This is a genomic window from Methylobacterium currus (assembly GCF_003058325.1).
Taxonomy (GTDB): domain Bacteria; phylum Pseudomonadota; class Alphaproteobacteria; order Rhizobiales; family Beijerinckiaceae; genus Methylobacterium; species Methylobacterium currus.
The window spans coordinates 4137703-4163828 of record NZ_CP028843.1; the positions used below are offsets into that span (position 1 = coordinate 4137703).

23 protein-coding genes, 2 pseudogenes and 1 other annotated feature are annotated in these 26126 nt (G+C 71.9%); of the genes and pseudogenes, 14 read left to right on the plus strand and 11 right to left on the minus strand.

The window, feature by feature from the left end; translation table 11 throughout:
• Positions 1-3 precede the first annotated feature (3 nt).
• Both DA075_RS19290 and DA075_RS19295 read left to right on the plus strand, forming a co-directional pair.
• Positions 4-3039, plus strand: a complete 3036-nt coding sequence (locus DA075_RS19290; protein WP_099954588.1) for an eCIS core domain-containing protein — start codon at positions 4-6, stop codon at positions 3037-3039.
• Positions 3036-3764 carry a hypothetical protein gene (locus tag DA075_RS19295; protein WP_099954589.1) on the plus strand — a complete coding sequence of 243 codons (729 nt, stop codon included), beginning with the start codon at positions 3036-3038 and terminating at the stop codon, positions 3762-3764. Before DA075_RS19290 ends, DA075_RS19295 begins: the two co-directional genes overlap by 4 nt.
• A gap of 413 nt (positions 3765-4177) precedes the next feature.
• Here the strand turns inward: DA075_RS19295 and DA075_RS19300 are convergent, their stop codons facing one another.
• From DA075_RS19300 to DA075_RS19325, 6 genes are read right to left on the minus strand one after another with little or no spacing between them, the layout of a single operon-like run.
• The gene (locus DA075_RS19300) at positions 4178-4855 is read right to left on the minus strand and encodes a class I SAM-dependent methyltransferase (RefSeq protein ID WP_099954590.1); all 678 of its coding nucleotides are present in this window, start codon (positions 4853-4855) and stop codon (positions 4178-4180) included.
• Positions 4852-5928 (minus strand): glycosyltransferase, encoded by a 1077-nt coding sequence (locus tag DA075_RS19305; RefSeq protein WP_099954591.1) that lies wholly within the window; start codon positions 5926-5928, stop codon positions 4852-4854. Before DA075_RS19305 ends, DA075_RS19300 begins: the two co-directional genes overlap by 4 nt.
• Positions 5925-6887, minus strand: coding sequence for a galactosyltransferase-related protein (locus DA075_RS19310; RefSeq protein WP_099954592.1), 963 nt, complete (start codon positions 6885-6887; stop codon positions 5925-5927). The genes DA075_RS19305 and DA075_RS19310 overlap by 4 nt, the downstream gene beginning before the upstream one ends.
• 40 nt (positions 6888-6927) lie before the next feature.
• On the minus strand, positions 6928-8058 hold the full coding sequence (locus DA075_RS19315) for a glycosyltransferase (protein ID WP_099954593.1): 1131 nt from the start codon (positions 8056-8058) through the stop codon (positions 6928-6930).
• A gap of 8 nt (positions 8059-8066) precedes the next feature.
• Complete coding sequence (locus DA075_RS19320) at positions 8067-8945, minus strand: glycosyltransferase family 2 protein (protein WP_174800102.1); 879 nt, start codon at positions 8943-8945, stop codon at positions 8067-8069.
• On the minus strand, positions 8935-10989 hold the full coding sequence (locus DA075_RS19325; protein WP_099956675.1) for an HAD-IIB family hydrolase: 2055 nt from the start codon (positions 10987-10989) through the stop codon (positions 8935-8937). The genes DA075_RS19320 and DA075_RS19325 overlap by 11 nt, the downstream gene beginning before the upstream one ends.
• A gap of 60 nt (positions 10990-11049) precedes the next feature.
• Between DA075_RS19325 and DA075_RS19330 the strand changes: the two genes are divergently transcribed.
• Positions 11050-12090: a glycosyltransferase family 4 protein gene (locus DA075_RS19330; protein WP_099954594.1), complete on the plus strand. Its 1041-nt coding sequence runs from the start codon at positions 11050-11052 to the stop codon at positions 12088-12090.
• Positions 12090-13286, plus strand: a complete 1197-nt coding sequence (locus tag DA075_RS19335; RefSeq protein WP_099954595.1) for a glycosyltransferase family 4 protein — start codon at positions 12090-12092, stop codon at positions 13284-13286. Before DA075_RS19330 ends, DA075_RS19335 begins: the two co-directional genes overlap by 1 nt.
• On the opposite strand, the gene DA075_RS19340 is transcribed toward DA075_RS19335, so the two are convergent.
• Positions 13274-14272, minus strand: coding sequence for a glycosyltransferase family protein (locus DA075_RS19340; RefSeq protein ID WP_099954596.1), 999 nt, complete (start codon positions 14270-14272; stop codon positions 13274-13276). The two genes, DA075_RS19335 and DA075_RS19340, sit on opposite strands and share 13 nt — an antisense overlap.
• Positions 14273-14366: 94 nt before the next feature.
• Between DA075_RS19340 and DA075_RS19345 the strand changes: the two genes are divergently transcribed.
• The 3 genes from DA075_RS19345 (at position 14367) to DA075_RS38585 (ending at position 16017) form a co-directional block, all read left to right on the plus strand.
• Positions 14367-15002, plus strand: a complete 636-nt coding sequence (locus DA075_RS19345; protein ID WP_099954597.1) for a hypothetical protein — start codon at positions 14367-14369, stop codon at positions 15000-15002.
• Between the two features lie 10 nt (positions 15003-15012).
• Positions 15013-15657 (plus strand): hypothetical protein, encoded by a 645-nt coding sequence (locus DA075_RS19350; RefSeq protein ID WP_099954598.1) that lies wholly within the window; start codon positions 15013-15015, stop codon positions 15655-15657.
• 102 nt (positions 15658-15759) lie between these two features.
• Complete coding sequence (locus DA075_RS38585) at positions 15760-16017, plus strand: hypothetical protein (RefSeq protein WP_164712168.1); 258 nt, start codon at positions 15760-15762, stop codon at positions 16015-16017.
• On the opposite strand, the pseudogene DA075_RS19355 reads toward DA075_RS38585, so the two are convergent.
• The 3 genes and pseudogenes from DA075_RS19355 to DA075_RS19365 all read right to left on the minus strand — a co-directional run.
• Positions 15969-16372 (minus strand): annotated as a pseudogene (locus DA075_RS19355) (transposase); the annotation flags it as partial. The gene DA075_RS38585 and the pseudogene DA075_RS19355 overlap by 49 nt on opposite strands.
• Positions 15975-16091, minus strand: a sequence feature (AL1L pseudoknot). It overlaps the preceding pseudogene by 117 nt.
• Positions 16344-16957, minus strand: a pseudogene (locus tag DA075_RS19360) (ISL3 family transposase); the annotation flags it as partial. The pseudogenes DA075_RS19360 and DA075_RS19355, both read right to left, overlap by 29 nt.
• 90 nt (positions 16958-17047) lie before the next feature.
• The gene (locus DA075_RS19365) at positions 17048-17260 is read right to left on the minus strand and encodes a hypothetical protein (protein WP_244936220.1); all 213 of its coding nucleotides are present in this window, start codon (positions 17258-17260) and stop codon (positions 17048-17050) included.
• 272 nt (positions 17261-17532) lie between these two features.
• On the opposite strand from DA075_RS19365, the gene DA075_RS37145 reads away from it, so the two are divergent.
• The 4 genes from DA075_RS37145 to DA075_RS19385 all read left to right on the plus strand — a co-directional run bounded on the left by DA075_RS37145 (position 17533) and on the right by DA075_RS19385 (position 21471).
• A complete protein-coding gene (locus DA075_RS37145) occupies positions 17533-17871 on the plus strand; it encodes a cupin domain-containing protein (protein ID WP_210206992.1) in 339 nt (112 codons plus the stop codon).
• A 160-nt stretch (positions 17872-18031) separates the two neighbouring features.
• Entirely contained in the window at positions 18032-19243 is a 1212-nt protein-coding gene (locus DA075_RS19375) for a 3-dehydroquinate synthase family protein (RefSeq protein WP_099954600.1), read from the plus strand.
• A gap of 18 nt (positions 19244-19261) precedes the next feature.
• Positions 19262-20260: an ROK family protein gene (locus DA075_RS19380; protein WP_164712405.1), complete on the plus strand. Its 999-nt coding sequence runs from the start codon at positions 19262-19264 to the stop codon at positions 20258-20260.
• Complete coding sequence (locus DA075_RS19385) at positions 20257-21471, plus strand: family 4 glycosyl hydrolase (protein ID WP_164712407.1); 1215 nt, start codon at positions 20257-20259, stop codon at positions 21469-21471. The genes DA075_RS19380 and DA075_RS19385 overlap by 4 nt, the downstream gene beginning before the upstream one ends.
• A gap of 232 nt (positions 21472-21703) precedes the next feature.
• Here DA075_RS19385 and DA075_RS19390 read toward each other — a convergent pair whose 3' ends face one another.
• A complete protein-coding gene (locus tag DA075_RS19390; RefSeq protein WP_099954603.1) occupies positions 21704-22945 on the minus strand; it encodes a glycosyltransferase family 4 protein in 1242 nt (413 codons plus the stop codon).
• 282 nt (positions 22946-23227) lie between these two features.
• On the opposite strand from DA075_RS19390, the gene DA075_RS19395 reads away from it, so the two are divergent.
• From DA075_RS19395 to DA075_RS19405, 3 genes are read left to right on the plus strand one after another with little or no spacing between them, the layout of a single operon-like run.
• Positions 23228-23953 (plus strand): sugar phosphate nucleotidyltransferase, encoded by a 726-nt coding sequence (locus tag DA075_RS19395; RefSeq protein ID WP_099954604.1) that lies wholly within the window; start codon positions 23228-23230, stop codon positions 23951-23953.
• Between the two features lie 2 nt (positions 23954-23955).
• Positions 23956-24960, plus strand: a complete 1005-nt coding sequence (locus DA075_RS19400; protein ID WP_099954605.1) for an NAD-dependent epimerase/dehydratase family protein — start codon at positions 23956-23958, stop codon at positions 24958-24960.
• Complete coding sequence (locus DA075_RS19405; RefSeq protein WP_164712409.1) at positions 24957-26000, plus strand: NAD-dependent epimerase/dehydratase family protein; 1044 nt, start codon at positions 24957-24959, stop codon at positions 25998-26000. The genes DA075_RS19400 and DA075_RS19405 overlap by 4 nt, the downstream gene beginning before the upstream one ends.
• The last annotated feature ends 126 nt before the right edge of the window (positions 26001-26126 follow it).

Here is a 26126-nt window from a genome sequence, read left to right on the forward strand (position 1 = left end):
GCCATGGCCTCCGTCACCCCTCAGGGGGCGCAACCCGCGGCCCGCACTCCCGCCAGGGCGCCGGCGAGCCGGACGCCGGACCGCCCGGCGGGTTCCGGTGTCGCCGACAGGGCGCCGCGCGTCGGCAACCGCGCGCTGTTTGCCATGACGTCGTCCGGCGAGGACGCGCCGCTGGTGCAGGCCATGTGCCGTCATCCGGGGTGCCTGCAGCTCGCCGCGGCGGTGCAGCGGCGGGCGATCCGGCGGCAGACCTCGGACCGGTTCGAGATCGAGGCGGACCGCACCGCCGACCTCGTCATGCGCCCGGCTCCGCCCGTCGCGGCCCCGTCGATCCAGCCCGTCGGCCCGTCGGCCGTCGCGGCGATCCAGAGGGCGACCGAGGACGAGCAGGCCGAGGAGGCCGAGGGCCAGGCGGTCGACGCCGAGTTCGGCATCCAGGCCAAGGGCGCCGAGGAGGGCGGCGGCCCCGCGCCGTTCGTGGTCGGCGGCGGGGGCGGCCATCCGCTGCCGGCGCAGCAGCGCGCCTTCCTCGAACCGCGCTTCGGCCGCGACCTCGGCGCCGTGCGCGTCCATACCGGCTCCCAGGCCGACGCCTCGGCACGCTCGCTCGGCGCGCTCGCCTACACGAAGGGCTCCCACGTCGTGTTCCGCTCCGGCGAATACTCGCCGGCGTCGGAGACCGGCGGCTGGCTGCTCGCGCACGAACTGACCCACGTGGCGCAGCAAGGCCACGCGCCGGCGCTGGGGATGGAGGGCGCTGCGGCCTCGCCGGCGGCGGAAGGCGCCGTCCAGCGCTACGCGGATACCAGCCTCCCGGTCAAAAGGCCGATCGACGTGACTTACGCGCGATCCCTGACCGACATGGAGCTCGAGGCCGCGACCCTCACGGCCCAGCAGGCCCTCGACGCCGAAATCGAGAGCAACGCGTACACGCTCGTGATCCAGGCCAATCTCGAGATCCTGCACGCCGAACGCTTCGTCCGGGACAACTCGACGAGGATACCCGACGACCTGAAGCCGCAGCCGCCCGAAGAGACCGACGTCCCGTTCGAGGAGAAGGAGTTCGACGTCGACGCCGAGGACTGGGCCGCGCCGGAGCCCGTTCCGGGCATCACACGCGTGGATCCGGCGCGACTGAGGCCCGCTCCGAGCGAGACGGGCCCGTTCGAGGACATCCCGATCAACACCCGGCTGGTCGTCGTCACCGCACGCAACGGATGGAGCCAGGTGACGCTGGAGGACGGCCGCAAAGGCTGGATCAGCTCGAGCCGCGTCGAAACCAAGCTTCCCGACCCGGATGCACGGCTCTACACCGTCAAGGCGGGCGACACGGCGCAGACCATCGCACGCCGCTTCTACGGCAAGCACTCCACCGAATGGGGCCAGGACGAGCGCTACTTCGTCAACGTGCTGTTCCACGTCAACAGCCTGTTCTCCGCCCAGAAGGACCAAGGTATCACCCGCCCGCCCGGCAAGGAGGACGACTGGGACGCGACGGTCGTCAAGGCCGACCACAAGATCTGGATTCCGGGGGTCGACTACGCGCTCGGCCTGAAGGGGATCGTGCCCTCCGGCTCGTTCACCTACGAGACCTGGCAGACCATCAAGAACATCTTCGTCGGCACCGCGGGTTTCATATCCGGCCTGCTGGTGGGGGCGCTCGAGTCCGTCGTCGACGTCTTCGTCGGCATCTGGGACATGATCAAGATCGCCTGGGACGTCATCAAGAGCATCGTCACCGGCGAGATCATCTCGGACATCAAGAAGCTCTGGGACGACCTCTCCAAGCTGACGCTGGACGACATCGTCAATGCCGGCCTCGAATGGTTCAAGTCGAAGTGGTTCGCCGACGGCACGTGGTCGCGCTGGTACAATCGCGGCTGGATGATCGGCTACATCATCGTCGAGATCCTGCTGCTGATCTTCAGCGACGGTATCGCGACGGCGGTCAAATGGGTCGGGAAGACCGCCAAGTTCGCCAAGCTGCTCGAGAAGCTGCCGACCATCGCCAAGATGATCAAGAAGGCCGAAAAGGTGACCGGCGCCGCCGCCGACGCCCTGCGGCTCGGCTCCAAGGCGCTGTCGAAGGTACATCACTGGGCGCAGACGGCGCTGCGCATCCCGCTGGAGATCATCAAGGACACGTCCGCCGCGGTCCTGGAACGCCTCAAGGGCCTGTCCGCCTGGGCCAAGGAGAAGTTCCGCTTCCTGAACCCCTTCGCGATGAAGCTCGCGCTCGGCTGTGCCTCGCCCTGCAAGGTCAACATCCACGAGATCGAGGAGTTTCTGAAGAACCTCGCTGCCAAGGGCGTCAAGGTCGGCGCCAAGCTCGGCGGTGACATCGAGAAGATCATCGCAGCGCTGCCGGCCGACAAGCTCAATCTCAAGATGATCCGAAAGAAATTGAAGTCCAGACCAGCGCTTGCGAAACTGATTGAATCCGCCGAGCTCACTGCCGACGATTTCGGAAAGATCGCGCATTTCACGACGGCGGGCGATCTCGCCAGCGAGGCGCAGTCGTACCGCACCTTCGTGAGGTACCTCACGGCCGTCGTGCCGGCGAAGGCCGATGGGGACATCACCAAGCTCAACAAGATCATCGCCGCCATGATGAAGACCGATGCGAAGATGTCGGAGAAGGTCAAGACCGCGATCATTCGCCAGGGTTCGGCCATAAAGGGCTCGATGTTCGAGGGATTCGCCAAGCTCAACATTCCGGAACTCGGCGGCAAGGACTTCGCGCGGGTCACCTTCAAGCAGACCGCGACGCTTGCGCTTGAGAAGACCCAGCGCACCGCCGACAACTTCGTTGCCGCGACGGGCGAGATCTGGGAAATCAAGCATACCTGGGACAAGGTTCCGGCGGACCAGATGCGCGACTATCAGAAGATCATAGGCCAAGTGGCGCCGGACGGAACCAAAGTGAGGGGCGTGAACTATCTGTTCCCGGACAAGGCTGCCGCCGAGGCCAACAAGCACCTCAAGGACGCAGGCTTCGGCGTCCGCTACCTTCTCGGCAAGGGCATGGCTGCGCTATGATCGACATCGACCTCCCCGACGCGGTGCAGTGGCGCGTCGCCACGCATGTCCACGACTGGCTCGGCGGAGACGCGTTGCGGGCGCTGCTCGAAGGCTGGGAGAAATACGGCCTGATCGGGCGTCCCGACGAATTCGAGGTCGGCGACGACGACGAGCCGTGGACCGTCGAGGACGGGGAAACGCTCGCCGAAGCGGTCTTGCGCGTTCCGAAGAACAAGGCCGGTGGCGTCAGCGGCCGCATGCGCGGCGATCAGCCGAAGCGGTGGGGCCTCTCCTTCATCCTCGCCGCCTTCGATACGCAAGGCGGCCGTACCCAGGGTTATTCCATCGTCAACCTCAACCTGCCTCGCGGCGAGTGCGAAAGGAACCCCGCCGCGCTGCTGAAGGTGTTCGAGGAACTCTGCCGTCCGGACCGTTGCGAATACGCCTCGATCCACCCGCGCCTGCAAGCCGAGGAGCTTCGCATGCGCGCCTACACGCCGCCGCTCACGATCGCGCCGATGTTCGCCGGCCTGTTCTGGGCGAACTTTCTAGGGCCTGGAACTATCGAGGAGTTCGATGCCAAGGCCATCGACGGCCTCAAGGTCGCGCGGCGGCGCTGGTTCGGCGACCGGGGCGTAGCGATCATCGTAACAGAGGATATCGCTTCGGCCTACACGTCGAAGGGCGAGGAGCGAGTTATCGCATTGACCGACCAACTTCGCGCAGCGGCAACATCGGATTGACCGAGAGCGCGGCGCCTCGGTTAGACGAGGCCCTCGATATGGAACGCTCTGCGCCGCACCGCAGCTTGCGATACGGAGGCAAAGGGACTTCGCTGGCGCCGCATCTCTCCACCCGCATGTCGCGCCGCGCTATCAGGGTCTGATACCCTCGCGCCTTGGCATCGACACGTCGATGCCAAGGCGTCCGGCGCATCAGCGCCGACGCCCGTTCGGGCTTAGCCAGCGCCTTCGAACGGGTCCGTTCGAAGGCGCGGCGGTATAAGAGCCGACTTTGAATACAATGCGATCGTTCGTCCGCTCCCGCGGCGAGAGGGGACCCGCCGCGCGCGGGCGTCGTATTCATCCGTCGCGCCGTACGATAACGAGCGGCGACGATCCCGCCCACGAAGCCGTCCCTCTCGGCGCGATCGTGTTCATCCGTCGGCGGGCGGCTTGATGAACTTGCACTTGCCCCTGGAGGACCAGGGCCCTTGCAGGCCGCGCTCCGCGCAGAACGCGTCGACGGCCCGGCCGACGCCGGGAAACTTGCCTCCCAGACGGTCGTAATCGTCGGCGATGAACAGCCCCCCGGGGCGCAGCACCGGCCACCACGCCCGCAGGTCGGCCGCCACCGAGGCCTCCTCGTGGCCGGCATCGAGGTGGATCACGTCGGCGACGACGCCGCGCAGGCGCATCAGCTCGGCGGCATTCACCGAGTCGAGGGGCAGCGGCACGATCCGGTCGGCCATGCCCTCGCGCAGGACGTTGGCGAGGAAGGTGCGGTAGAGGCTCGGATAGCCGTTCTCGGGGTCCAGCTCCGCGAAGAGGGCCGGGTCGGCCCAGTGGTCGACGGCGCCGAGCCAGGTATCGACGGCGATCACCGTACCGGGAACCCGGCACTCGGCCATCGTCCTCGCGAGGTACAGGGCGCTCGCGCCCTTCCAGGTGCCGACCTCGACGACGACGCCCGGCCGCCACTCGCGCACCGCCTCCTCGAGGTAGGGATGCACGCTGCGCCAGCCCTGGAGGTCGAGGGGGCGCAGGGTCTCGGGTGGATCCGCGAAAGGGTCGCGGCCGTGCCACAGCGCATCGATGATCGTCTGGCGGGTCATGGTTCGGCTCGGGGAGCGGGGGACGGGGAGAGCTGCGCGTAGAGCGCCTCGCAGCGATCGAGCCAGCGGTCGCGGGTGAACAGTCGCAGAACCCGCTCGCGCGGGATTCCGCGCGGGATCGCGAGCGCCTCGGGGATGGCGCCGGCCAGGGCCGCCTCATCCCCGGACGGGACCAGGCATCCGGCCTCCCCGACGACCTCCGCCGCCGCGCCCCGGTCAAAGCCCGCGACGGGCAGGCCGCAGGCCATCGCCTCGATCGCCGCGAGCCCGAACGGCTCGTCCCAGCATGGGGTGAACAGGAAGACGGAGGCGCGGGCCATCTCCGCGGCGAGCGCCGGTCCGGCGAGGTGGCCGCCGTAGCGGATCGTGCCGCCGAGAAGCGGAACGATGTCGTCCCTCCAGTGATCCGGCTCCTCGATCGGGCCGAACAGGGTCAGGGGCAGGCCGGCGCGGCGAGCTGCTGCGATCGCGTGGTGCGCACCCTTCACGCGGGCGATGCGCCCGCTCCACACGCCGCTGCCGTTGCCGTCCTCCCGGCAGGGCCAGGCCTCGGGGTCGATGCCGTTGTGCAGGACGCACGCCTCCGGCGGGGCGCCGTCGGGCCACCACGCCCGCAGATGCGCCGCCGAGGTCGCGGTGATGCGGTGCCCGGGCGACGGGCTGTCGTGCACGAACCAGCGCAGCGCGTCGTAGGGCGGCGCGTGCAGCGAGGTGACGGTGGGGACGATCTCCGTGCGCCGCCGCTCCAGCGGCAGGCGGCTGAGGCTGTTGTTGTGGACGATGTCGAAGCCCCCGGCCGCGATCCGGTCGCAAGCCGCAGCGTAACCGGCATCGACATGGGCCTTGAGGCCGGGATCGCCCCGGTGCTCGAGGCCGGGAAAGCTCCGCTCGTGGTGGACCGGGATCATCGCGTCGAGGGTGAAGCGCGGGTCGCTGTCGCCGGAGGCGAACAGAACCACCTCGTGGCCTCGGGCGGTCAGCCCATCCGCCAGATGCCAGCAATACGCTTCGAGGCCGCCCGCGAAGGGCGGCGCGATCGGGTGGCGCAGATGGGCGAGGAGCGCGATCCTCACGCCGGCACCGCAGCCGGTTCCTGGACCAGAGTCTCCTGGATCTCCGGAGCCCGGGCTTCGGTCTCGCGGGCTTCGATGGCGCGGATGACGGAGGCCGAGTTGGTATAGGGCTGGTGGCCCTGCTGCCCGGTCAGCGCGAGGTCGCCGGCATCGGGGCGGCGCAGGATGCGGATCGGCCGGCCCGGCGTGTCGTCGATCAGCCCCATCACCCGGAACGCGTGGAGCCAGTGCCCCATGGTGCGGTAGCCCCACTTGGCCTCGAACAATTCGGAATTGCGCACCACGCTGTCGAGGTGGTGGACCGGCGGCATGTGGTGGGGGTGGTACTGGTGGTAGGCGAGCCCGCCCTTCATCCAGGCGATCGGCAGGCCGCGCCGGTCGAGGAGCTTGCCGAAGTCGGTGTCCTCGCCGCCATAGCCGGTGTAGCGCTCGTCGAAGCCGCCCGCGGCCAGGAAGGTGGCGCGCCGGATCGCGAAGTTGAGCGACCAGAAGCAGCGGTAATCGTGGCAGATCTCGAGGCCGGAAACCGGGGGGCCGCGGCGGTCGGAATGCCTTTCCGCGAGCCGGCCCAAGCCCTCGTAGGTCCAGTTCCCGAGCGTGGCGTTCTCGGGCAGGTGCAGGACCTCGCCCATCAGCAGGCCGTCGAGGGCGGCGAGCCCCTGCGCGTAGTCGGCGACGAGGTCGGGCGCCGGGATGCAGTCGACGTCGAGGAACACGACCGCGTCCCCGCACGCGGCGGCGACGCCGCGGTTGCGCGCGGCGGCGAGCGGCAGCGCCTCGCCCGTCACCCGGATCTGACGCACCGGGAACGACGCCTCGGGCAGGTCGTAGAGGTCGTCCTGCATCACCGCCACGATGAACTCGACGGGCGGTTTCGTCTGGTGCTCCAGGCCGCGCAGGACATTCGCCAGATGGGCCGGCCGGCCCTTGGCCAGGGTCACGACGGAAACGGTGGGCATGCGGGCTCTCGGCTCCGGCAAGTGGGGGGTCAGGGAGGGTTCAGCCCGCGGCGGCGACGCGCAGCGGGGCGGCGGCGCCGTGCCAGAGCTCGTCGGTCAGCCCTTCGAGCCAGCCGGCGGCGCGGGCGGCGGCATCCGGCGCGTAGAGGCCGCGCAAGGTCTCGCCGTCGAGGGCGCGGGCGCGGGCGAGGAGGTCGCGCCAGCCCTGCAGGTCGCCCGGCCAGACCGGCGCCTGGACGGCGGCGCCGAGGCGCACCAGCGCCTCGGCCTTGCGGGTCTGCTCGCCGAAGTAGCGCCATTCCGGCATCACGATCAGGCGGCCGCCGACCCGGGCGACCTCGTGCACCGTGTTGTCGCCGGCCGAGGCCACCACGATGTCGGCCGCCGCCAGGTAATCGGTGACCGAGGGCACCCAGCCGAGCTCGCGCAGGTTGGAAAAGTCGGTCTCGTGGCCCTCGCGGTGGGTCGGCCCGAGGGTCAGCCACAGGGCGTCGGGTGCGGCGCGGGCCGCGACGGTGAGCGGCGCGTAGGGCGTGCCGCTGCCCCCGCCGCCGGTGACAGCGACGACGATCTCGCGGTCCGGGTCGAGGCCGAGCCGCGCCCGCACCTCGGCCCGGTCCGGCACCCGGTCGATGCTGGTGCACAGCCCGCCGCTGTAGAAGGTCCTGGCGCGCAGACGCGCGGGATAGTCGTCCTGCTCGAGCCGGGGATCGAACGGCGCCAGCATGCCGACGCAGGCCTCGTAGGACCCGATATGGCCGATATCCTGGCGGTCGCCATGCATGCGGATCTGCACCGCCGGCACGCTGGCGATGCGCGACAGCATCGCGATCTCCGCCGAGACGTCGACGACGAAGAGGCCGATCCCGCGCTCGTCGAGGTGGTCGAGGATCTGGCGCATCGTCCGGCGCATCTCGGGAAGCCCGAGGGGCACGCAATGCATCACCTGCGGCGTCGGCTCGGCGTGGAGGCGCGGGGTCGGCACGGCGGCGCCGATCATGTTGGGCAGCGTCACGATCTCGACATCGCGGGAGAAGCCGTCGAACAGCTGCGGCCCGGCGGTCAGCACCGAGACCGGGCGGTCGCGGGCGAACTCGGCCGCCACCGCCATCGTGCGGTTGGCGTGGCCCCGGCCCTGGTGGTGGACGAAGAACGCGATCGGCTTCTTCATGAAATCTCTCAGGAGAACAGGGCGTCGGGCCGTAAGGAGGCGGCGATCTCGGGCCCGGTCGGGCGGCGCAGGAGGCGGATCGCGTCCGACCCCTCGTCCCAGGCGATCAGGCCGGCGTCGCGGAACTGGCCGAGCCAGTAGGTCATGCACCAGCGCCCGTGCCGGGCCCGGAAGCGCGCCGCGTTGGCGAGGATCGGTTCGAAATGCTGCAGCGGCGGCACGTGGACCGGATGGTGCTGATGGTAGGCCCGCGCGCCCGCGACCCAGAAGGTCGGAAGACCGCTCGCGCTCAGGCGAGCGGCGAGGTCGGTCTCCTCGCCGCCATAGCCGGCGAAGGCCTCGTCCATCCCGCCGACCGCGCGCCAGGCCCGCGCGGGCAGGGCGAAGGACAGGCCCCAGAGCTGGCCGGGATCGGGCTCGGGGCGGATCCCGGCCTCCGGCACCGGGGGCCGCGCCGGATGCGCGCGGCCGAGCCGGTCGAGGTCCGCCTCGTCGAGGGCGCCGGGGGGCGGGCAGCCCGGCGGCAGGTACAGGACCTCGCCGAGAAAGAGGCCGTCCACCCCGGCAGCGGCTCGCGCATAGGCGGCGGCGAGGCCGGCGCCCGGAATGCAATCGACGTCGAGGAAGACCAGGAGGTCGCCCCCGGCGGCCTGCGCCGCCCGGTTGCGCGCGGCGGCGAGCGGCATCGGCTCGCCCGGCACGAAGAGATGCTGCACCGGGCAACCGGGATCGGGCAGGTCGCGTGCGGGCTCCGGCTGCATCCAGGCGATCACCAGTTCGCGCGGGCGCGCGCTCTGGCGGGCGAGACCCCGCATCAGGTTGCGCAGGCGCTCGTCGCGCCCGCGCACCAGGGTGAGCACGCTCGCGGCGGAGCCCTCAATGGGCATGCGCGAGCATCCGGCGGAAATGGCCGACGCCCTCGATGATGCCGCGGGCATGCGAGGCGCGGGCGACGTAGGAGTGCTGCAGGGCAGCGTGGCCGGCGAGGCCGTCGGAGTAGTTCGCCACGATGATCGCCTGCGCGCGCGCGCGCAGCATCTCGATGTCGTTGCCGGAATCGCCGGCCACGAACACCGCCCGCTCGGGCAGCCCGTAGAGGGCGCGCACATGGTCGACAGCGGTCCCCTTCGAGGCCCGCTCGGGCAGCACGTCGAGGTAGCGGCCGTGGCTGTGGATCACCGATGCCCGCAAACCCGCTTGGGCAAGGCGGGCGCGGACCTGCGCCGCTGCCGCCGCGTCGCCGAAATAGCTGAGCTTGAATGTGCGCTGCTCCAGCGGTCCCTGGGGCACCAGGTCGGCGAGTCCGGCGAGCGCGGCCAGCACCGCCTCCCGCTCCCAGCCGGCGCAGACCGCCTCGCGCCAGGCGGCATCCGCCGTGTAGGTCACGCCGTTCTGGTCGAGGTGGTAGATCTCGGAGCCGACCGAGGTGATCATCACCTGCGGCCGCGGGCTGTCCTGCTGCTCCAGCACCGCCATCGCGCTATGGAACGAGCGCCCGGTCGCGACCCCGAAAGCGAGAGAGGCTTGCCGGCTGCGCCAGCGCCGGAATATGCCGAGGGCGGCCTCGCAGCCGACGAGCGTGTTGTCGATGTCGCAGATCAGGAGCTGGCGCGGCGCCCGCAAGGACGGCGCCGGCGCACGGAGCGCCCGCAGCAGGGCGTGGTAGCGCGCGGCGTGCCGATCCCAGTCGTAGGCCGCCGCCGCCCGCGCCCCGCCGGCGACGCACCGGGCGTGGAAGGCGGGATCGTCGAGGATGCGCAAGGCCGCCGCCGCGATCGCCTCGGGCCTGCGGGGATCGACCAGGATCCCGTTGCCGCAGGTCTCGACGATATCGTTGGGACCGCCGCTGTCGGTCGCGACGAGGGGCAGGCCGGCGGCCGAGGCCTCGAGCAGGGTCAGGCCGAAGGGCTCGTTGAGCGCCGGGTTGACGAACAGGCCGCCCCGCGCGCGGGCATGGGCGTAGAGCGCCGGGACGTCCTCGGGCCGGTGGGTCTTGGGGTAGGCGACCCGGCCGTAGAGGTCGTAGCGGTCGATGAGCACCAGGAGGTCGCGCAGGGTGTCGGCCATCTCGCCGTCGAGCGCGTCGATGTCCTGGCGCGTACCGGCGATCAGGACGAGGTTCGCCCGCGCCTGCAACCTCGCGCTCTCGCCGTAAGCCCGCACCAGGGCGGCGAGGTTCTTGCGCGCCACCGGGCGGGCGAGGGCCAGCAGCACCGGCTTCCCGGGATCGTGCAGGAAGCGCGCGATCGTCGCGTCGACCCGTGGGTCGGGGCGGCTGTCGGCGAAGCGGGCGAGGTCGCTGCCCGGCGGCAGCACGCGCACCCGGCCCGGATCGTAGGCGCCGTAGCCGGCATACTGGACCTCCGCCTCGTCGCGCGAGGAAGCGATGACGAGGGTGGCACGGGCGAGCGCCCGCTCCTCGGTGGCGATCCTGCCGGCGAGGTCGGGATGCCCTGCCGCGACCTCGCCCAGCATCGACGCCTTGACCCGGCCGAGGGAGTGGGCGGTGAACACGAACGGGATCCCGAGCCTGTCCTCGACGATTTCCGCCACGGCGGCGGCGTCGGCGTAATGGGCGTGGATCAGGTCGGGGGCCCGGCCCTGCGCGGCGATCCAGGCGATCAGGCTCTCGGCGAAGCTCGCGACCTCGGCGTGCATCTCCTCCTTGGTGCGGTAGCCCGGCGACGCGCTCGACAGCCGCACGAGCGTGGCCTTGTCGCCCAGGCACTCTTCGGGCACGGCGTAGTCGGGGCCGGGCGCGCCGGAGAACAGGCGCGTCGCCACGACGATCCGAGCGATCCCGGAATCCTGCGCCGAGGCGGCGACCAGGTCGAGCAGGTAGCGGATATGGCCGCCGGTATCGGCGGTGAGTCCGTACACGACGTCCCGGCCGCGCAGGCAGCCCTGCAGGGCGACGTGAAGGATGAACATCAGGTCGCTGCCGCGGGGCAAGCGCCCGCCGCACAGGACGATTCGAGTGAGGTACAGCCCGTGATCCGCGTCGCCCAAGTCGCCCCGAACATCTTTCCTACCCCCCCTGAGCATCACGGCGGCACGGAGCGGGTCATCCATGACCTCGGCACGGCGCTGCGAAGCTTGGGCGTGGAGGTAACGCTGTTCGCCCCCTCGGACAGTGCGACACACTTACCCCGTATAGGTAGTTACCCGAGCCTCGCGGCCCTGGAGCATCGCTACGGCAGAGTCGCACCCGGGGTGCCGGCCGCCCTCGACGCCCTGCAGCTCGAGGCCCTGCGCCAGCGCCTCGGGGATTTCGACATCGTCCACTGCCACGGCGAGTTCGCCCATGCCGCCCTCCTCGGAGACCGCCGGCGGCACAGCCTGACGACGATCCACTGGCGGGTCGACGAACTCGACCGGGCGCTGTTCTTCGAGGGATTCCCCGATCTTCCGGTGGCGGCGATCTCGGCGGCGCAGGGCGCCGGCATCCCGGCCGCGAACCGGGCCGGGGTGGTGCATCACGGCATCGCCCGCGACCGCTACGACGCGTCGCTCGCGCCGGGAGAGCACCTCGCCTTCGTCGGCCGGATGACCGACCAGAAGCGGCCCGACACCGCGATCCGGGTGGCGCGGGCCGCCGGCCTGCCGATCCGCCTCGGCGGCACGATCGACGTCGGCAACCCGGGCTATTTCCACCGCGAGGTCCGCCCGCTTCTCGCCGGGGACGCGGTCTATCTCGGCCCCGTCGACGACGCGGAGAAGGGCGCGCTCCTGCAGGGCGCCGCCGCGCTCCTGTTCCCGATCGACTGGCCGGAGCCGTTCGGCCTCGTGATGATCGAGGCGATGGCCTGCGGCACGCCGGTGATCGCCTGGAACCGCGGCTCGGTGCCGGAGATCGTCGAGGACGGGGTGACGGGCTTCATCGTCGCCTCCGAGGACGAGGCCGTGGCGGCGCTCGCCCGGATCGGGGCCATCGACCGGGCGGGGGTACGCCGCCGCTTCGAGGAGCGGTTCACCGCCGAGCGCATGGCGCGGGACTACCTCGCCCTCTACCGTCGCCTCCTGTCCGCCTGATGCGCACCGCCCTTCTCGCCTGGGACTACCCGCCGGCGCCGAGCGGCCTTTCGACCGCCGCCCGGGAGATCGCCGAGAGCCTGTCCGAATCCGGCGCCGACGTGACGGTGTTCACGCTCGACCGCGCGGTCACCGAGCGGATCGGCGGGGTGACCGTCGCTGGCATCGCCCTGCCACCGGCGGGCGGCCTCGCCGCCCTGCGTCTCTGGGGCTCGGTCGGCCATCTCGCCGCACCGCTCGCGTTCCGGCGCGCCGTTCTCGCCGCCCATGCCCGTGCTCCCCTTGACGTGATCGAGGCGACGAACTGGTACGCGCCGGCGGTGCTGCTCGCGGGCCGCCGGGACCTGCCCCTCGTGACGCGCTCCTCGACGCCGGCAGCCTTCACCCGCGGGCCGGCCCCGAACCTGCGCGACCGTCTCGACGGCGGGAGCGCCGACGCTCTCGAGCGGCGACAGGCGCGGGGAAGCTCCGGCCTCATCGCCAACACCGCGGCGCACGAGGCGGTGATCGCACGGGCCTACGGCCTGTCGGGCCGCCAGCCCGCGGCGGTGATCGGGCTGAGCCTGCCGCCGGAGATCGCGGCGGGCGCCCGGGATGCGGCCTATCCGGAGGCGGAGGCGCCTGTGCGTCTGCTCTTCGTCGGGCGGGCGGAGGTGCGCAAGGGCTTCGACGCGCTGATGGATGCGCTCGCGATCCTCGCGGCCGAGGCGGAGCGCGGCGCCCTGCCGCCGTTCCGGCTCGACCTCGTCGGGGTGCCGCCGGATGACCTGCCGGCGGACCTGCCCGACGCGGCACGGGCCCGCCTCCAAGCCCGCGGCCGGATCGGCGCCGAAGCGCTGAGCGAGGCTTATGCCGATGCCCACGCGGTTCTCGCCCCGTCGCGCTACGAGAGCTTCGGCCTCGTCTACCAGGAGGCCCTGGCCTATGGGCGGCCGGTGGTGGCTTGCGCCGAGGACGCGAGCGCCCGTGCCTTCGTCGGCACCCCCGAAGCCGGCCCGCTCGCGGCGTCGGCGACCGGCCCGGCGCTCGCCGACGCCCTGCGCCCGCTCCTCCTCGATCCGGCCCTGCGGCGGGCCTACCGCGCCCGGGCCCTGGCAGCGGCCGGGCGCTTCACCCGGGCGAGCCTCGGGCTCGCGACGCTGGATTTGTACCGACGCGCGATCGCGGCGTCGCGGGAGGATCCTCAGGCTCGGTAGGGCCGCAGCAGCGCCTCCTCCTCCTCCGGGCGCCCGCGCCCCGGATCGAGGGTCTCGTAAGTCCTGGAGCGGGAGAGGACGTGGGCGCGGCTCAAGCGGTGCTCGATCGCGCCGTGCAGGGCGATGAAGCTGCGCCGCCAGCCGCCGTCGAGGGCCGGGCGCTCGTGGACGCGGCCGGCATAGCGCACCGAGGTCCGGTTCAGCCGGTACTGCACGTCCGGGTAGACGTCCGACAGGATCCCGTCGACCCGGTTGCGCCGGGGAAGGCCGGCCGAGAGGACGTCGCCGTCCTCGGCGAGCGCCGCGAGGGCCGGCAGGAGGCGCCCGGTCCCGGCGGCGAGCGTCTCGTCGGCGTCGAGCTGCATCATCCAAGTGTGGCGGGCCAGGTCCTGAAGGGCGTTGCGCTGCGCGGCGAAGTCGCCTGCGAGGGGGCGGGACGCCACCCGCACCGCGCCCGCCGCGAAGCCCGGGACCGCGACCGCGCGCGGTCGCTCGACCTCGCCGTCGAGGAGGATGACGACGTCGCCGGTCCAGCCCGCCTGTGACGCGAGGCCGGCGAGCACCGCGTCGCGTTCGGCCGGACGGCACAGGATGCCGAGGGAGACGGGCGGCCCGTCCGCGAGATCGTAGAGCGCGGCTCGCGCCGCGAGGGGGCTGTGCGGCGTCAGGAGCGCCGCGCAGTCCTCGGGGCCGAGCGGGCGGATGCCGCGGCCGAGGCGGGTCGCGGCGATGCGCAGGGTGTAGATGTCGAGGCCGTAAGCGGCGTCCGGGTCGGCGACGAAGGTCGGCCCGGCAAGGCGCCCGGCGAGGTCCCGCCAGCTCTCCTCAGGATCCGCGTCCCGCTCGGTCAGGACGCCGCAGGATTCGCACGCCACCGGAAACGCGCGTTCGCGCCCGTGGCGGTCGATCAGGCGGCGGGCGCTCGGCGCCAGCATGGCGGCGCCGCAGAGGAAGCAGCGGCGGGTGCGTTCGCTCTCGAAGGTCATCGCGATGGTCCCGTTGCGGCGGGGGCTGGTCGCGAGGCCTGAGCGCCATACCTCCACGGCTCGCCCGCCGCCCCCGCCGAGACCTCTGCCTCGCTTGCCCGACGACGTCGACCCCTTCCGCGCGGCCTGGCCCGGCCTGCCCGACCTCGCCTCGGTCGCCCTCGTCGGCAACGCGCCCGGAACCGAGGCCGCCGCGGCGGATGCGGCGGGACACGTCGTGCGCTTCAACAACGCCCCGGGCTTCGGCGGCCGGACCGGTTCGCGGGTCACGCACCTCGCACTGGTCAATCGCGGCGGGCAGATGCGCGAGTGGCTGGCCGATCCGGGCTTCCTCGACCGCCCGGTCGTCCGGCAGGCGCAGGCCTTCGTGCTGCCATTCCCGATGCTGCCGGAGGCGCATAACCGGCCCGAGCCGATCTGCTTCACCCGCGAGGCGCTGGCGATGCTGCGCCCGCTCGGCAAGCCGGTCCACGTCCTGCCCGAGGCGCTTCACAGCAAGGCCCGTCGCGCGCTCGGCGCGCGCACCGAGGGCCGGCCGAACCCGAGCACCGGCTTCCTGGTGGCGTTCGCCCTCCTGACCGGGCGCCCGGCCGGGGCCCGGGCGATCGAGGCCTACGGATTCGGCTTCGCCGGCTGGCCCGGCCACCCCTGGGCGGCCGAGCGCGCCTGGTTCGCCGAGGCGTGCGCAGCCGGGCGGCTGCGGCTGCATCTTCCCCCGACCGACGGATGACCCTCTCGCCATGGCAACCCTGATCACCGTCCTGAAGAGCGGCGGCCGCTACGACGGATCTTGGGTCGCGCGCCTGGCCGCCGGCGTCCGCCGCCATGCCCCGGCCTTCGAACGGGTCCTGTGCCTCACCGACCTCCCGCTCGCGATCGACGGGGTCGAGCGGGTGCCGCTCCGGCACGACTGGCCGGCCTGGTGGGCGAAGATGGAGGCGTTCCGCCCGGGCCTCGTCGACGGGACGGCGCTGCTCTGCGACCTCGATACCGTCCTCACCGGACCGGCCGACATCCTCGCCGAACCCGGCCTCGCCGCGATGGAGGATTACTTTCACAAAGGGCGCGTCTCCAGCGCGCTGCTGCGCTGGCACGGCGACGACCTTAGCTCCCTGTACGCCGCCTTCGCGGCCGAGCCCGAGCGCTGGATGACGCCGGGATCCTGCGGTCCGGTCCCGAACGCCGTCCATGGCGACCAGGTCGTCATCGACCACCTGCTCGGTCGCCAGGACCGGAGGCCGCTTTTCTTCCAGCACCTTTATCCAGCCTTGCTCGACTTCTATGATCCGCGACGCGATACCCATGGCCCGGTCGTGATCTTCATCGGCGATGCGAAGCCGGACACTGCCCGCGGTTCCGTTCTCGAGACTTGGCTCCGAGCCTGAAGGACGATGAGCTCGAAACCTCCGCACCCGCCCTCGGCAGCGGCAGGACGGGGAAGCCTCGGTCCGGATTGCTCTCGATGACGGACCTCTCCTGCAACCGGCATGGACGTCCGCAAGGGTGAACCGCTCCGGGTTTTTCGGAGGCTGATTGGCTTGGGTCAGGCGGCCAAGGCCCGGTCGCACCAGCCCGCTGCCTTGCACAGGGCGACGCTTGTGCAGGGCCTGTTCCAGGGCATCCAGCACGAAGCTCGCGTGAGCGCTGCGTGCACGAACCGGTTGCTTGTCGGGGTCGATGCGTCGGGCAGCGTGCAGGTCGTCGGGGCGATCGGCAGCACCCTGCAGATCGGATTGACCCCGTAGACGGCTCGATGATCGTCGATGACGCTGATCATGGCCGCGACCGGCGGTCGAGCGCCGCCATGGCAAAATATGCGCTCGCCTTGCGCAGGATCTCGTTGGCCTGGCGCAACTCGCGGTTCTCCCGCTCGAGCGCCTTGATCCGTTCGCGCTCGTCCGTGGTCTGGCCAGGGCGCACGCCCTGATCCCGCTCGGACTGGCGCACCCAGTTCTTCAGCATCTCGCCCGAGCAGCCGATCTTGGCCGCGATCGACCGGATCGCTGCCCATTGCGAGCCGTGCTCGCCCTCGTGGCCGCGCACCATCCGCACGGCGCGCTCGCGCACCTCGGGGGAAAACGGGGCTGTTCGCTTCGTCATGGCTCCATCCTCTCGGAAGTTGGAGCCTACGGGAAACCCGGGGCGGTTCACTCCGCCAGCGTCCGGCCTGCTTGGGGGTGCCGGGATAGCCGAGGTCGCGACGCTCGCGCCAAAGCTGCATCGCGTTCTCGCAGCCCTCATCACGGCGGGCCGACAGGTGATCGAGGTAGGGATCCAGGAGGCTCGGCCCTGGTCCGCGCAAGCCGTGGCGCGGGAAGTGTTGGGCGGAGGCATAGTTGCGCACGGTGGCGCGGGCCAGACCGGACTCGCGGTTGATGCGGCGGAGGGACTGTCCGGCCGCGACGCGGCGAACGTCATCGTAGAGAACCTGCCAGCGGTCGGCGGCCGCAGCCCGGGTCAACACCTCGGCGGGAGCACGCGAATACGCCTTCGTCCGGCGGTCCGTCCCTTGCGCAGGGCCCAGTCGTCGACACCCACGATCAGCGGTCGCCCTGCGGGCGCCAGCGGGAGAGCGCGGATCGCGCGCAGCAGGGTCGTTGCGCTGGTCGGCATCGCCAGCTGCGCGGGCAGACGAGCGGCAGGCTGGCCACCGAGCGCGGTCCCGGTTCGCGCCTGGGCCTGAGCTGCGTTCGCCTTCTGCGGCGACGACGAGAGCGTCGCGGCCGTCACGTACCACACGCAGCAGGCGGCATCCGGGAAAATGGCGGAGCAGGGTCATGCCCTGATCTGCGGATCGGCCCCGGCATCCTCGGCCTCGGTGATCGTCCCGGCGCGGGCATCCATGTTCCAGATATGGCTCGGGATGCCGGCGGCACGCGCCATGATCCGCCGCTCGCGGCCATAGGCCATTTCGGCATAAGGCCAGCCGGAGGCCTCGTCGACGATCCGCGGCCCCGTCCGGCCCCGGGTGCCGCCCGTTCGCGACACGTCCAGGCAAATGACACTCGGGCTTGGAGGCGAGAACCGGGATCTTGTCGGCTGCAAACACGTCAAAATACCGACGCTTTCCCCCTCCTGCCTATGGCGGATCCCTATCAAAAGGGATCAATCGCAAGCGCGATCGAATTACCATTTCTATCTTATTGATCGATGCATGCTTTTCTGCCTGCATATAGACATGCGAAAAACAATGATTTGGAACGATTTCAATGGCAAAATGCGGATCTTCTGAAGTTCGTCACCACTCTTTTTCTCGAGTTATGTTCGAGAAAGTCAGGGCACATGGGGGAAAAAATTCCATTCTCACTTGTCGCGCTGTCGGAGCAACCGGCAGCGTCAACTTTATCGACCTGACCGTCGTTCCGTCAGGCGGCGATATCGGCGTGCATACACATGCCGATGACAACGAGGAGATCTACGTCGTCGTCTCCGGCACCGCGACGATGCTGGTCGACGGCCGGCGCATTGCTGTGACGGCCGGGGATGTCATCGTGAACCGCCCCGGAGGGACGCACGGCCTCTGGAACACGGGCGCCGAGGAGGTGCGCCTCGTCGTGGTCGAGGTCCCGCTGGGGGCGTCCGGCCGGGCCGGGCCGTAGCATCCGCGTCGAACCGGCCCGGCCGGAACACGTCTGAGGGCTCCCCAGCCGTCCGCCTGCGCGCCTCCATCCGCGACGGGATCCCGCCCAGGCCGCTGGTCCGGGCTCGACCCGAAGCGCCCACGCGCAGCCGATCCCTTCTCGGAAGAAAGCTCAAACGATGGCCGCTCTCCCCCACGATGTCGGACTGACGCCACCGCGCTCGCATGTCGCCGCGGCGAACCGCCGGACGGCTTACGAGGTCGTGTTCCAGGAAGGCGCGAGCGCCCTCCTGGCGCTCCGGCCCTGGATCGCGGGGCAGGACCATCTGGTCGTCACGACGCCCACCGTCCAGGCCCTCCACGGCGGCGCCGTGGCCGGCCTGGACCCGACGGGCCGGCGGATCCTCGTGCTCGACTGCACGGAGGCAAGCAAGACATTGCAGCAGGTGGAACGCGTCTGCCGTCGGGCGCACGAACTCGGCCTGAGCCGCGGGGGCGTCCTGCTGGCGGTCGGGGGCGGCGTGTGCAGCGACATCACGACGCTCGCCGCCTCCTGGCTGCGGCGCGGCATCCGGCACGTCCGGGTGCCGACCACGCTCGTCGGCCAGGTCGATGCAGGGCTCGGCTACAAGGGAGCGGTCAACTTCGACGGGCACAAGAGCTATCTCGGCTGCTTCCATGCCCCCGCCCATGTGCTGATCGCCCCTGACTTCCTGCGCACGCTGCCGGCCCGGCACCAGCGGGAGGGTTTCGCCGAGATCGTCAAGATCGCCATCGTGTGCGATCCCGACCTCCTGAACCTCGTCGACCGGCACGCCGAGGAACTGGTCCGGACGAGCTTTGCCGCTCCCCGGGCGGCCGGCCGCGCGATCGTGTGGCAGTCGGCCCTGCTCATGCTGCGGGAGCTCGAGCAGAACCCCTACGAGGACCAAGGTTACGAACGTCTCGTGGATTTCGGGCACACCTTCAGCCCGCTTCTCGAGGCCGCCTCCGCCCACCGCCTGTCGCACGGCGAGGCCGTGGCGATCGACATGGCGCTGACCATGGCGCTCTCGGCGGAGCTCGGCCTGGTCGCTCCGGCCTCCCGGGACAGGATCCTCTCCCTTCTCAGACGGCTCGGCCTCCCGACCGATTCGCCGCTGCTCACCCCCGAGCTCTGCCGGCACGCGCTGGAGCAGGCCGCCCTCCATCGCGGGGGCCGGCCCAACCTGGTCCTGCCGACCGATTTCGGTCCGTCCCGCTTCCTGCAGGCGGCCGACGCCGTCGGCCCCGACCTGATCGCCCGGGGCCTGCGGGCCCTGGCGCATCCTGCCGGAACCGTGGGTTCGGGCGCGACCCTGGCCCGCCTGGGTCTTCGGGCCGCCGGCAGCCTCACCATGGCCGGGTCCTGAGCCATGGGAGCGACCGGCATGCAGGCCCTGGTGTTCGACATCGGTGGCACCACGACCCGTGCAGGGCTCTACGATCTCGGCGCAGCCCGGCTCCTGCGCACGGAGCGGGCGCCGACGCCGTCCGTCTCCGCCTGCTCCTCCGAGTCCGGCCGGGGACTGCGCGACCGCCTCTACGATCTCCTGGCGTGTCTCGCCGCGCGCCTCGGGGCCGATGCCCCCGGCTACATCGTCGTCGGCTTCCCCGGTCCGGTCCGCGAGGGCGGCACCGCCCTGCGCGCGCCGACCCTCTGGGGCGCGGAGCGGGATCCCGAGCCGGTGGCGGAGCGCGTGAGGGCGATATGGCCGGGGGCGCGGATCCGCGTCGTCAACGACCTGAGCGCGGCCGGTCACGGCTTCCTCCGCCACGAGCACGACGATGCCTGCATCGTGACGGTCAGTTCCGGGATCGGCCACAAGGTGTTTCTCGACGGGAAACCCGCCGTCGGCCCGTCCGGCCGCGGCGGGGAGATCGGTCACCTGCGGGTCGATTTCTCCGACGAGGCTCCGCTCTGCGAATGCGGCGCGCGAGGTCATCTCGGCGCCCTGGCCTGCGGGCGGGCCGTGCCCGAGCAGGCCGTGCGCCTCGCACGCCGCGATCCGGGCGCCTTCGCGCGCTCGTCCCTCGCGGCCTCGGTCGCCGGCCGGGCCACGCGGGTCGACTCCCATCTCGTCGCGCGCACCTTCAAAATGGGCGATCCCTGGACGGTGGCGCTGGTCGGGGTGCTCGCCGCGCCGCTCGGGCAGGCGCTCGCCGGCATCCACGCCGCCGTGGGCGTCGAGCGCTTCGTGATCATGGGCGGCTTCGCGCAAGCCCTGGGGGCCGCCTACCTCGCGCTGGTCGGGCAGGCCGCCGCGGCGGGCGCCTGGGACCTCGGCCAGGAGTGGGGACGGATGCTGGAATTCGGGGAGATGGGCGACGAGGCCGGGCTGATCGGCGCCGGCCGCCTCGCCGCGCGCGAATGGGGCGGGGCCGCGTGACCGGTCACCTCGCCGTGCTCGGCGGCGGGTCGCCCTACACGGCGGCCCTCGCCGACGCCATCGCCGACCGGGAGCCGGCCGTGCCGCCAGGGTCCCTGGTGCTCGCCGGTCGGGATCCGGACGCCCTCGACGCCGTCGGGCGCTACGTGCGCCGCCGGCTCGCGCCCCTGGGCTGGACCACGACCTGGACGACGCAGGCCCGGGCGGCCCTGCGCGGCGCCGGGATCGTCATCCACCAGATCCGCTACGGCGGGATCGCGGGCCGGCAGCGGGACGAGGATCTGGCGCTCGCCTGCGGTCTCGTGGCGGACGAGACCCTCGGACCCGGTGCGCTCCAGGCCGCCCTGCGCCTGCGCGACCCCCTGGACGAGACCTGCGTCGCCCTGGTGCAGGAATGCCCGACGGCGGCGGTGCTGAATCTGACCAATCCGCTGAGCCTGACGACCGCCCGCATGATCCAGGCCGGCGTCTCGCGCTGCATGGGCCTGTGCGAGCTGCCGCGGGTGACCCTGGAGGCGGCGGCCGCCGTGCTGGGGGAGGATCCGGAACGGGCCTGTTGGGCCTATGCGGGCCTGAACCACCGCGGGTTCATCGTGCGGCTGGAATGGGACGGCGTCGATCGCGTCCCGGACCTCGCGCGAAGGCTCGGCGCCGAGACCCTGAACGGCATCCGGGCCGACGAGATCGCCGCCCTTCAGGCCATCCCCACCAAATACTTCCGACTCATGCGTGCCGAGGCGCCGGCTCACGGACAGGGACGCGCCTCGTTCCTGACGACGCTGCGCGCACGAATCCTGGAGGAGCTGCGCGCCGACTCCGGCCGGTCGCCGCCGAGCCTGCGGGCCCGCGACACGGCCTGGTATCCCCGAGCCGTCGTCCCGGCGATCGAGGCGCTCCGCTCCCGCCGGCCGGTCGATCGCGAAATCAACGTCCTCGCGCCCTCGGGCGTCGTCGAGGAGGGGAGGGCCCGCATCGACACGGCAGGGGCGGGCCCCCTGCTCCCGGCCCGGGCTCCAGCCCCGGTCGAGGTCTGGCTTGCCGCCTTCCGCGACCATGAACGCTGCCTGCTGGAGGCGCTGGAGCGGCCAAGCCTGTCGTCGGTTCGCCGGGCGCTGGAGGCCGACCCGCTGGTCCCGGCCGCCAAGGCCGAGGCGTGCGCACGCCTCGTCTGGGCATGCAGGCAGGACGAGGCGTCGGTCGGGGCCGCGTAAGCTGGCAGGATGCCGCCTCGACCCCGAGCCGGCACCGGCGCTGATGCGCCGGACGCCTTCGCATCGACCTGTCGATGCCAAGGCGCGATGGAATGATGCCGCGGTGCCTTCGAACGGACTCGTTCGAAGGCGCCGGCTAAGCCCGAACGGGCGCCGGCGCTGATGCGCCGGACGCTTTCGCAGCGACACGTCGATGCGAAGGCGCGATCGTATGACAGGCGGCGAACGACGCTCAGGCGGCCTGGGAAATCCGTCCGCGCGGGGAGGCATGGACCTGCTCGAAGAGGTCCTCGATGCGGCCCGCCATGACGCGCGACGTGTATCCGGCCGCGTAGCGCGAGCGTGCGTTCCGCCCGAGGCGCGCGGCCTCGTCGGGCCGCCGGAGAAGCCGCAGCAGCGCATCGGCGAGCAGGCCCGCATCGCTCTGCGGGAGCACGATCCCGGTCTCGCCGTCGAGGACCAACTCGTGGATGCCGCCGATTCGGGTCGTCACGGCCGGCTTGCCCACCGACATGCCCTCGAGGAGCGCGATCGGGGAGGAATCCAGGAGAGTGGGGTGAGCGTGGATGTCGATGAGCGGCCAGACATCGCCGATAGGGCCCGGGTAGGGAGCCAGGCGGACACGGTCGCCCATCCCGGCTGCCGCGATCAGCCTTATGAGCCGGTCGCGGTAATCCAGGCCTTCCTGGTTGTAGGACGGGTAGCCGCACAGCAGGAGGAGCGCGTTCGGCACCTCGGCCATGACCCGGCTCGCGGCTTCCAGCAGGAGTTCCTGTCCCTTGTAGGGCTGGATGCGGGCGATCTGCCCGATCACCGTGGCGCCGGCCGGGACGCCGAGCTCGGCCGCGACGTCCTGGGCGGGACGGGTCGCGAGCGGAGGTTCGATCCCGTTGGGAATGCAGTGGCCCGGAGGTGCGAACAGCATCCACCGGCGCATCGCATCCAGGCAGGTCTGGGAATCGCAGACGACCGCGTCGACCAGCCCGTAGACCCCCCGGAACAGGTGCCAGGCCGGCGAGCGCGGGCCGGCATGCTTGATCTGCGGGAAGTAGTTCGTCGACACGACGGCCCTCGTGCCGGCGAGCCGGGCGGCCAGCGCCGCCACCACGGTGCCCGTATCGCCCCGGCCGTCCACCACGTCGATGTCCCGCTCGCGCAGGAGGCGCGCGGTCCGCCGCACGAACCGGGCGAAGGCCTGCATCTTGCCGAGCTGACGGTCGGCCGCCGAGGCGTCCCGCAGGCTCTCGTAGCCGTAGGGCAGGCCGAGGTCGATCAGGGGCACGTCGAGCGCCGCGAACCGATGCCGGATCGGTCCCCACAGATCGTCCATCTCCCGGGAGGCGCCGCAGCCGCTGATCACGATGTGGTCGAACCGTTCGGCGTTTCGGGCCGCCAGATAGGCCAGCAGACGGTTCTCGTCGCCCCCGATGTGCAGGAACGGGACGATGGTCGCGACTTTCAACCGGCGCGGCATGGGCGCTGCTCCGTTCGGGCGGATGCGGGCAGCTTTCTCCTCGTGCCCCCCGCCCGCAACCACTCCGAATTGCGCCGCACCGGCTGAACGGCTGAGCCTGCCTCCCCCATTCGGGCATCCCCGATCGCCTATCCGCGCGGGATCGCCCTCCGCCCTCGGGACGACACTGCCGCCGGGGCGGCGCCGAAGGGAGGCCGGACATCGTCGCCAGCGCCGGCCTATGATGGCGCACGACCACGGGTCCGCGGCAGGGCCCGGCGGGAAGCGATCGCGGAGGAGCCCATGTCGAGGGAAGCGGCGGGCCTCATCATGGCAGGCGGGGCGGGCGAGCGCATGCGGCGCTCGGGCAGCGGCGTGCCGAAGCCTCTGGTGCCCGTGGCCGGCAAGCCGCTGCTCGAGTGGAACCTGCTCGCGCTCCTGCGGGCGGGCCTGCGCGACATCCACGTCTCGGTCGCGGCGGCGGACGGGCCGGTGCGGGACTTCGCGCGCTCGCGCTGCACGGACCTCGCGCGGCGTCAGGGCGCGGACCTCGCGGTGATCGAGGAGCCGCAGCCCCTCGGATCCATCGGTGCGGCGGCCTGCCTGGCGGGACGCGGCGACGTGGTCGCGGTCAATGCCGACAACCTGACCAGCCTCGACCTGCGCGCCATCCTGGCCTCCCATCGGCTGGACGGCGCCGCGCTCACCCTGGCGGTCCACGACGAGCCGTTCCCGATCCCCTACGGCCAGGTCACCACGGAGCAGGGCCGCGTCGTCGCCTACCGGGAAAAGCCGAGCCTCGCCGTGCGCGTCTGCAGCGCCGTGTCCGTGCTGGGCGCACAGGCCGTGCACGCCATCGAGCCCGGCGAGGCGATCGGGCTGCCCGCCCTCGCGAACCGCCTCCTGCAGGCCGGTGCGGCGGTGCACGCCTTCCACCACGCGGCGCCCTGGATCGACGTGAATGATCTCGCCGCCCGGGAGAGGGCCGAGGCGGTGGTGAGCCGCTTTGCCGACCGGTTCGCGGCCTGAGGATGCCCGAGCCGCGCACCCTGTCCGCGGTGGGCGACGTCCCGCCCCCCGCATCCGCCGTCCCAGAGCGGCGCCGCCCGGGGCTGGATGGCCGCGTCGTGGCGGTGACGGGCGGCGGCGGCTTCATCGGCGCCCGGCTGCTCCGTGCCCTGCACCGGGCGGGGGCCAGCGTCCGCGCGCTCGTCGGGCCCCCGGGCGCCGCGGGGGTGGTGCCGCCACCGGGCATCGCGGCGTGGCACGGCGAGATCGACGATCCGTCCGTTCTGGCGCCCCTGGTCCGCGATGCGACGGTCGTCCTCCACCTCGCCGGGCCCCGGTCCGTCGCGGCATCCTTCGGAGCCGCGGCGGCCTACGCCCGCATCCACGCCGCCGGCACCGCCGCGGTGGCGGATGCCTGCGCGGCGGCCGGGGTGGCCCGGCTGGTCTACGTGTCGTCGGCGGAGGTCTACGGCCAGCCCGACCGGAACCCCGTCGGTGAGGAGGCGCCGCTCGCGCCGCGTTCCCCCTACGCCGCCGCCAAGGCCGGGGGCGAGGCCTTCGTCCGGGCCGGCGCCGCCGCGGGGGGGTTCGAGGCGGTGATCGCCCGCCCATTCAGCGTCTACGGGCCCGGCATGGCGCCCGACACGCTGCTCGGCGCCCTCGTGCGCCGGGTGCGATCCGGTGCTCCGGTCGAGGTCTTCGATCCCCGCCCGGTCCGCGATTATTGCCACGTCGACGACGTCGTGACGGCTTTGGTCGCGAGCTGCACCGCCGCGCTCCCGGAGCCGACGCGGATCTATAACCTCGCCAGCGGCGTCGGCCTTCCGGTCGCGGAACTGGCCCGTCGCGTGCTCGCCCTGGCCGGGCGGACCGACGCACCGCGCCTCGCCCCGACGGCGGACCGTCCGCGCGGTGCCGACATCCTCGCGCTCGTCGGGGACCCCGCGCGGGCCGCCAGCGAGTTGGGCTGGGGCGCGACCATGACCCTCGAGGGCGGCCTCGCCGCGATGCTGCGGGGCGGCCCGTGACGGACCGCATCCTGATCACCGGCGCACAGGGCTTTCTCGGCCGCTACCTGGCCGCGGACTGGCTGGCGGCCGAGCCTGATGCCGTCATTCTCGGCCTCGGCCGTTCTCCTGCCTTGCCGGACACCTTCACGCACGTCGTCCATTGGGGGGACGCCGCGCTGCCGGCGCCCTTGCCCCCGAGACTCGGTCGGGCCCTGGCCACGCCCCGCTACGGATACCGGGTGATCAACATCGCCGATGGCCCGGCCCTGGCCCGGGCGATCCGGGAGGTCCGCCCCGACATCGTGGTGCATCTGGCCGCCGCCCTGCGGGACGATCCGCCGGACCGCCTCGTGAGCACGAATATCGGCGGGGTGGTGTCCCTCCTGGGGGCGCTCCGGGAATCCAGCGTGGTTCCGCGGAAGGTGATCCTCGGCTCGTCCGGCTCCGTCTACGGTGCGGATCCCGGCCGCGAGCCCCCGTTCAGCGAGGAAGCCTGCTGCGCTCCCATGGACCCCTACGCCGCCACCAAGCGGGCGGCGGAGGACTTGGGACGCATCCTGGCGGAGGCGGCTTCCCTGCCGGTGGTGTGGGGCAGGATCTTTAACCCGGTCGGCGCCGGTCAGGACGAGCGCCATCTCTGCGGCTGGCTCGGCCGGCAGATCGCCGAGGCCGGGGCCGGGCTGCGCCCCCCCTCCGTGACGGTCGGAGCGCTCGATACCACGCGGGACTACATCGACGTCAGGGACGTCGCCCGTGCATTGCGCGTTCTGGCCGCCCACGGCCAGCCGGGACGGGCCTACAACGTGGCGTCCGGCCGCGAGACCAGCGGCGAGGACGTCCTCGCGATGCTCGTCGGGCTCGGCGGCCTGGCCGCTCCGGTCGACGTTGTCCGGCGGCCGGCCCGACGGGGAGACGTCGCCCGCAGCTTCGCCGATGTGAGTCGCCTTACCGCGCTGGGATACCGGCCCCGTCATTCCCTGCGTGACAGCCTGACGGCGGTACTGGCCTATTATCGCGCGTGCGTCGCCGCGCGGGTCGTCGGCGCACCGGGAGGATGACGTTGCCCAGATGCGCAGCGCTCCTCCGGCGGAATGCCGTCGGACCGATCCCGATCGCCCGCTCCATCGCGCCTTCTTCACCGAACACCCTTGACGGAGGCTGATCAGCCCAGCCGTCTTCCGTAG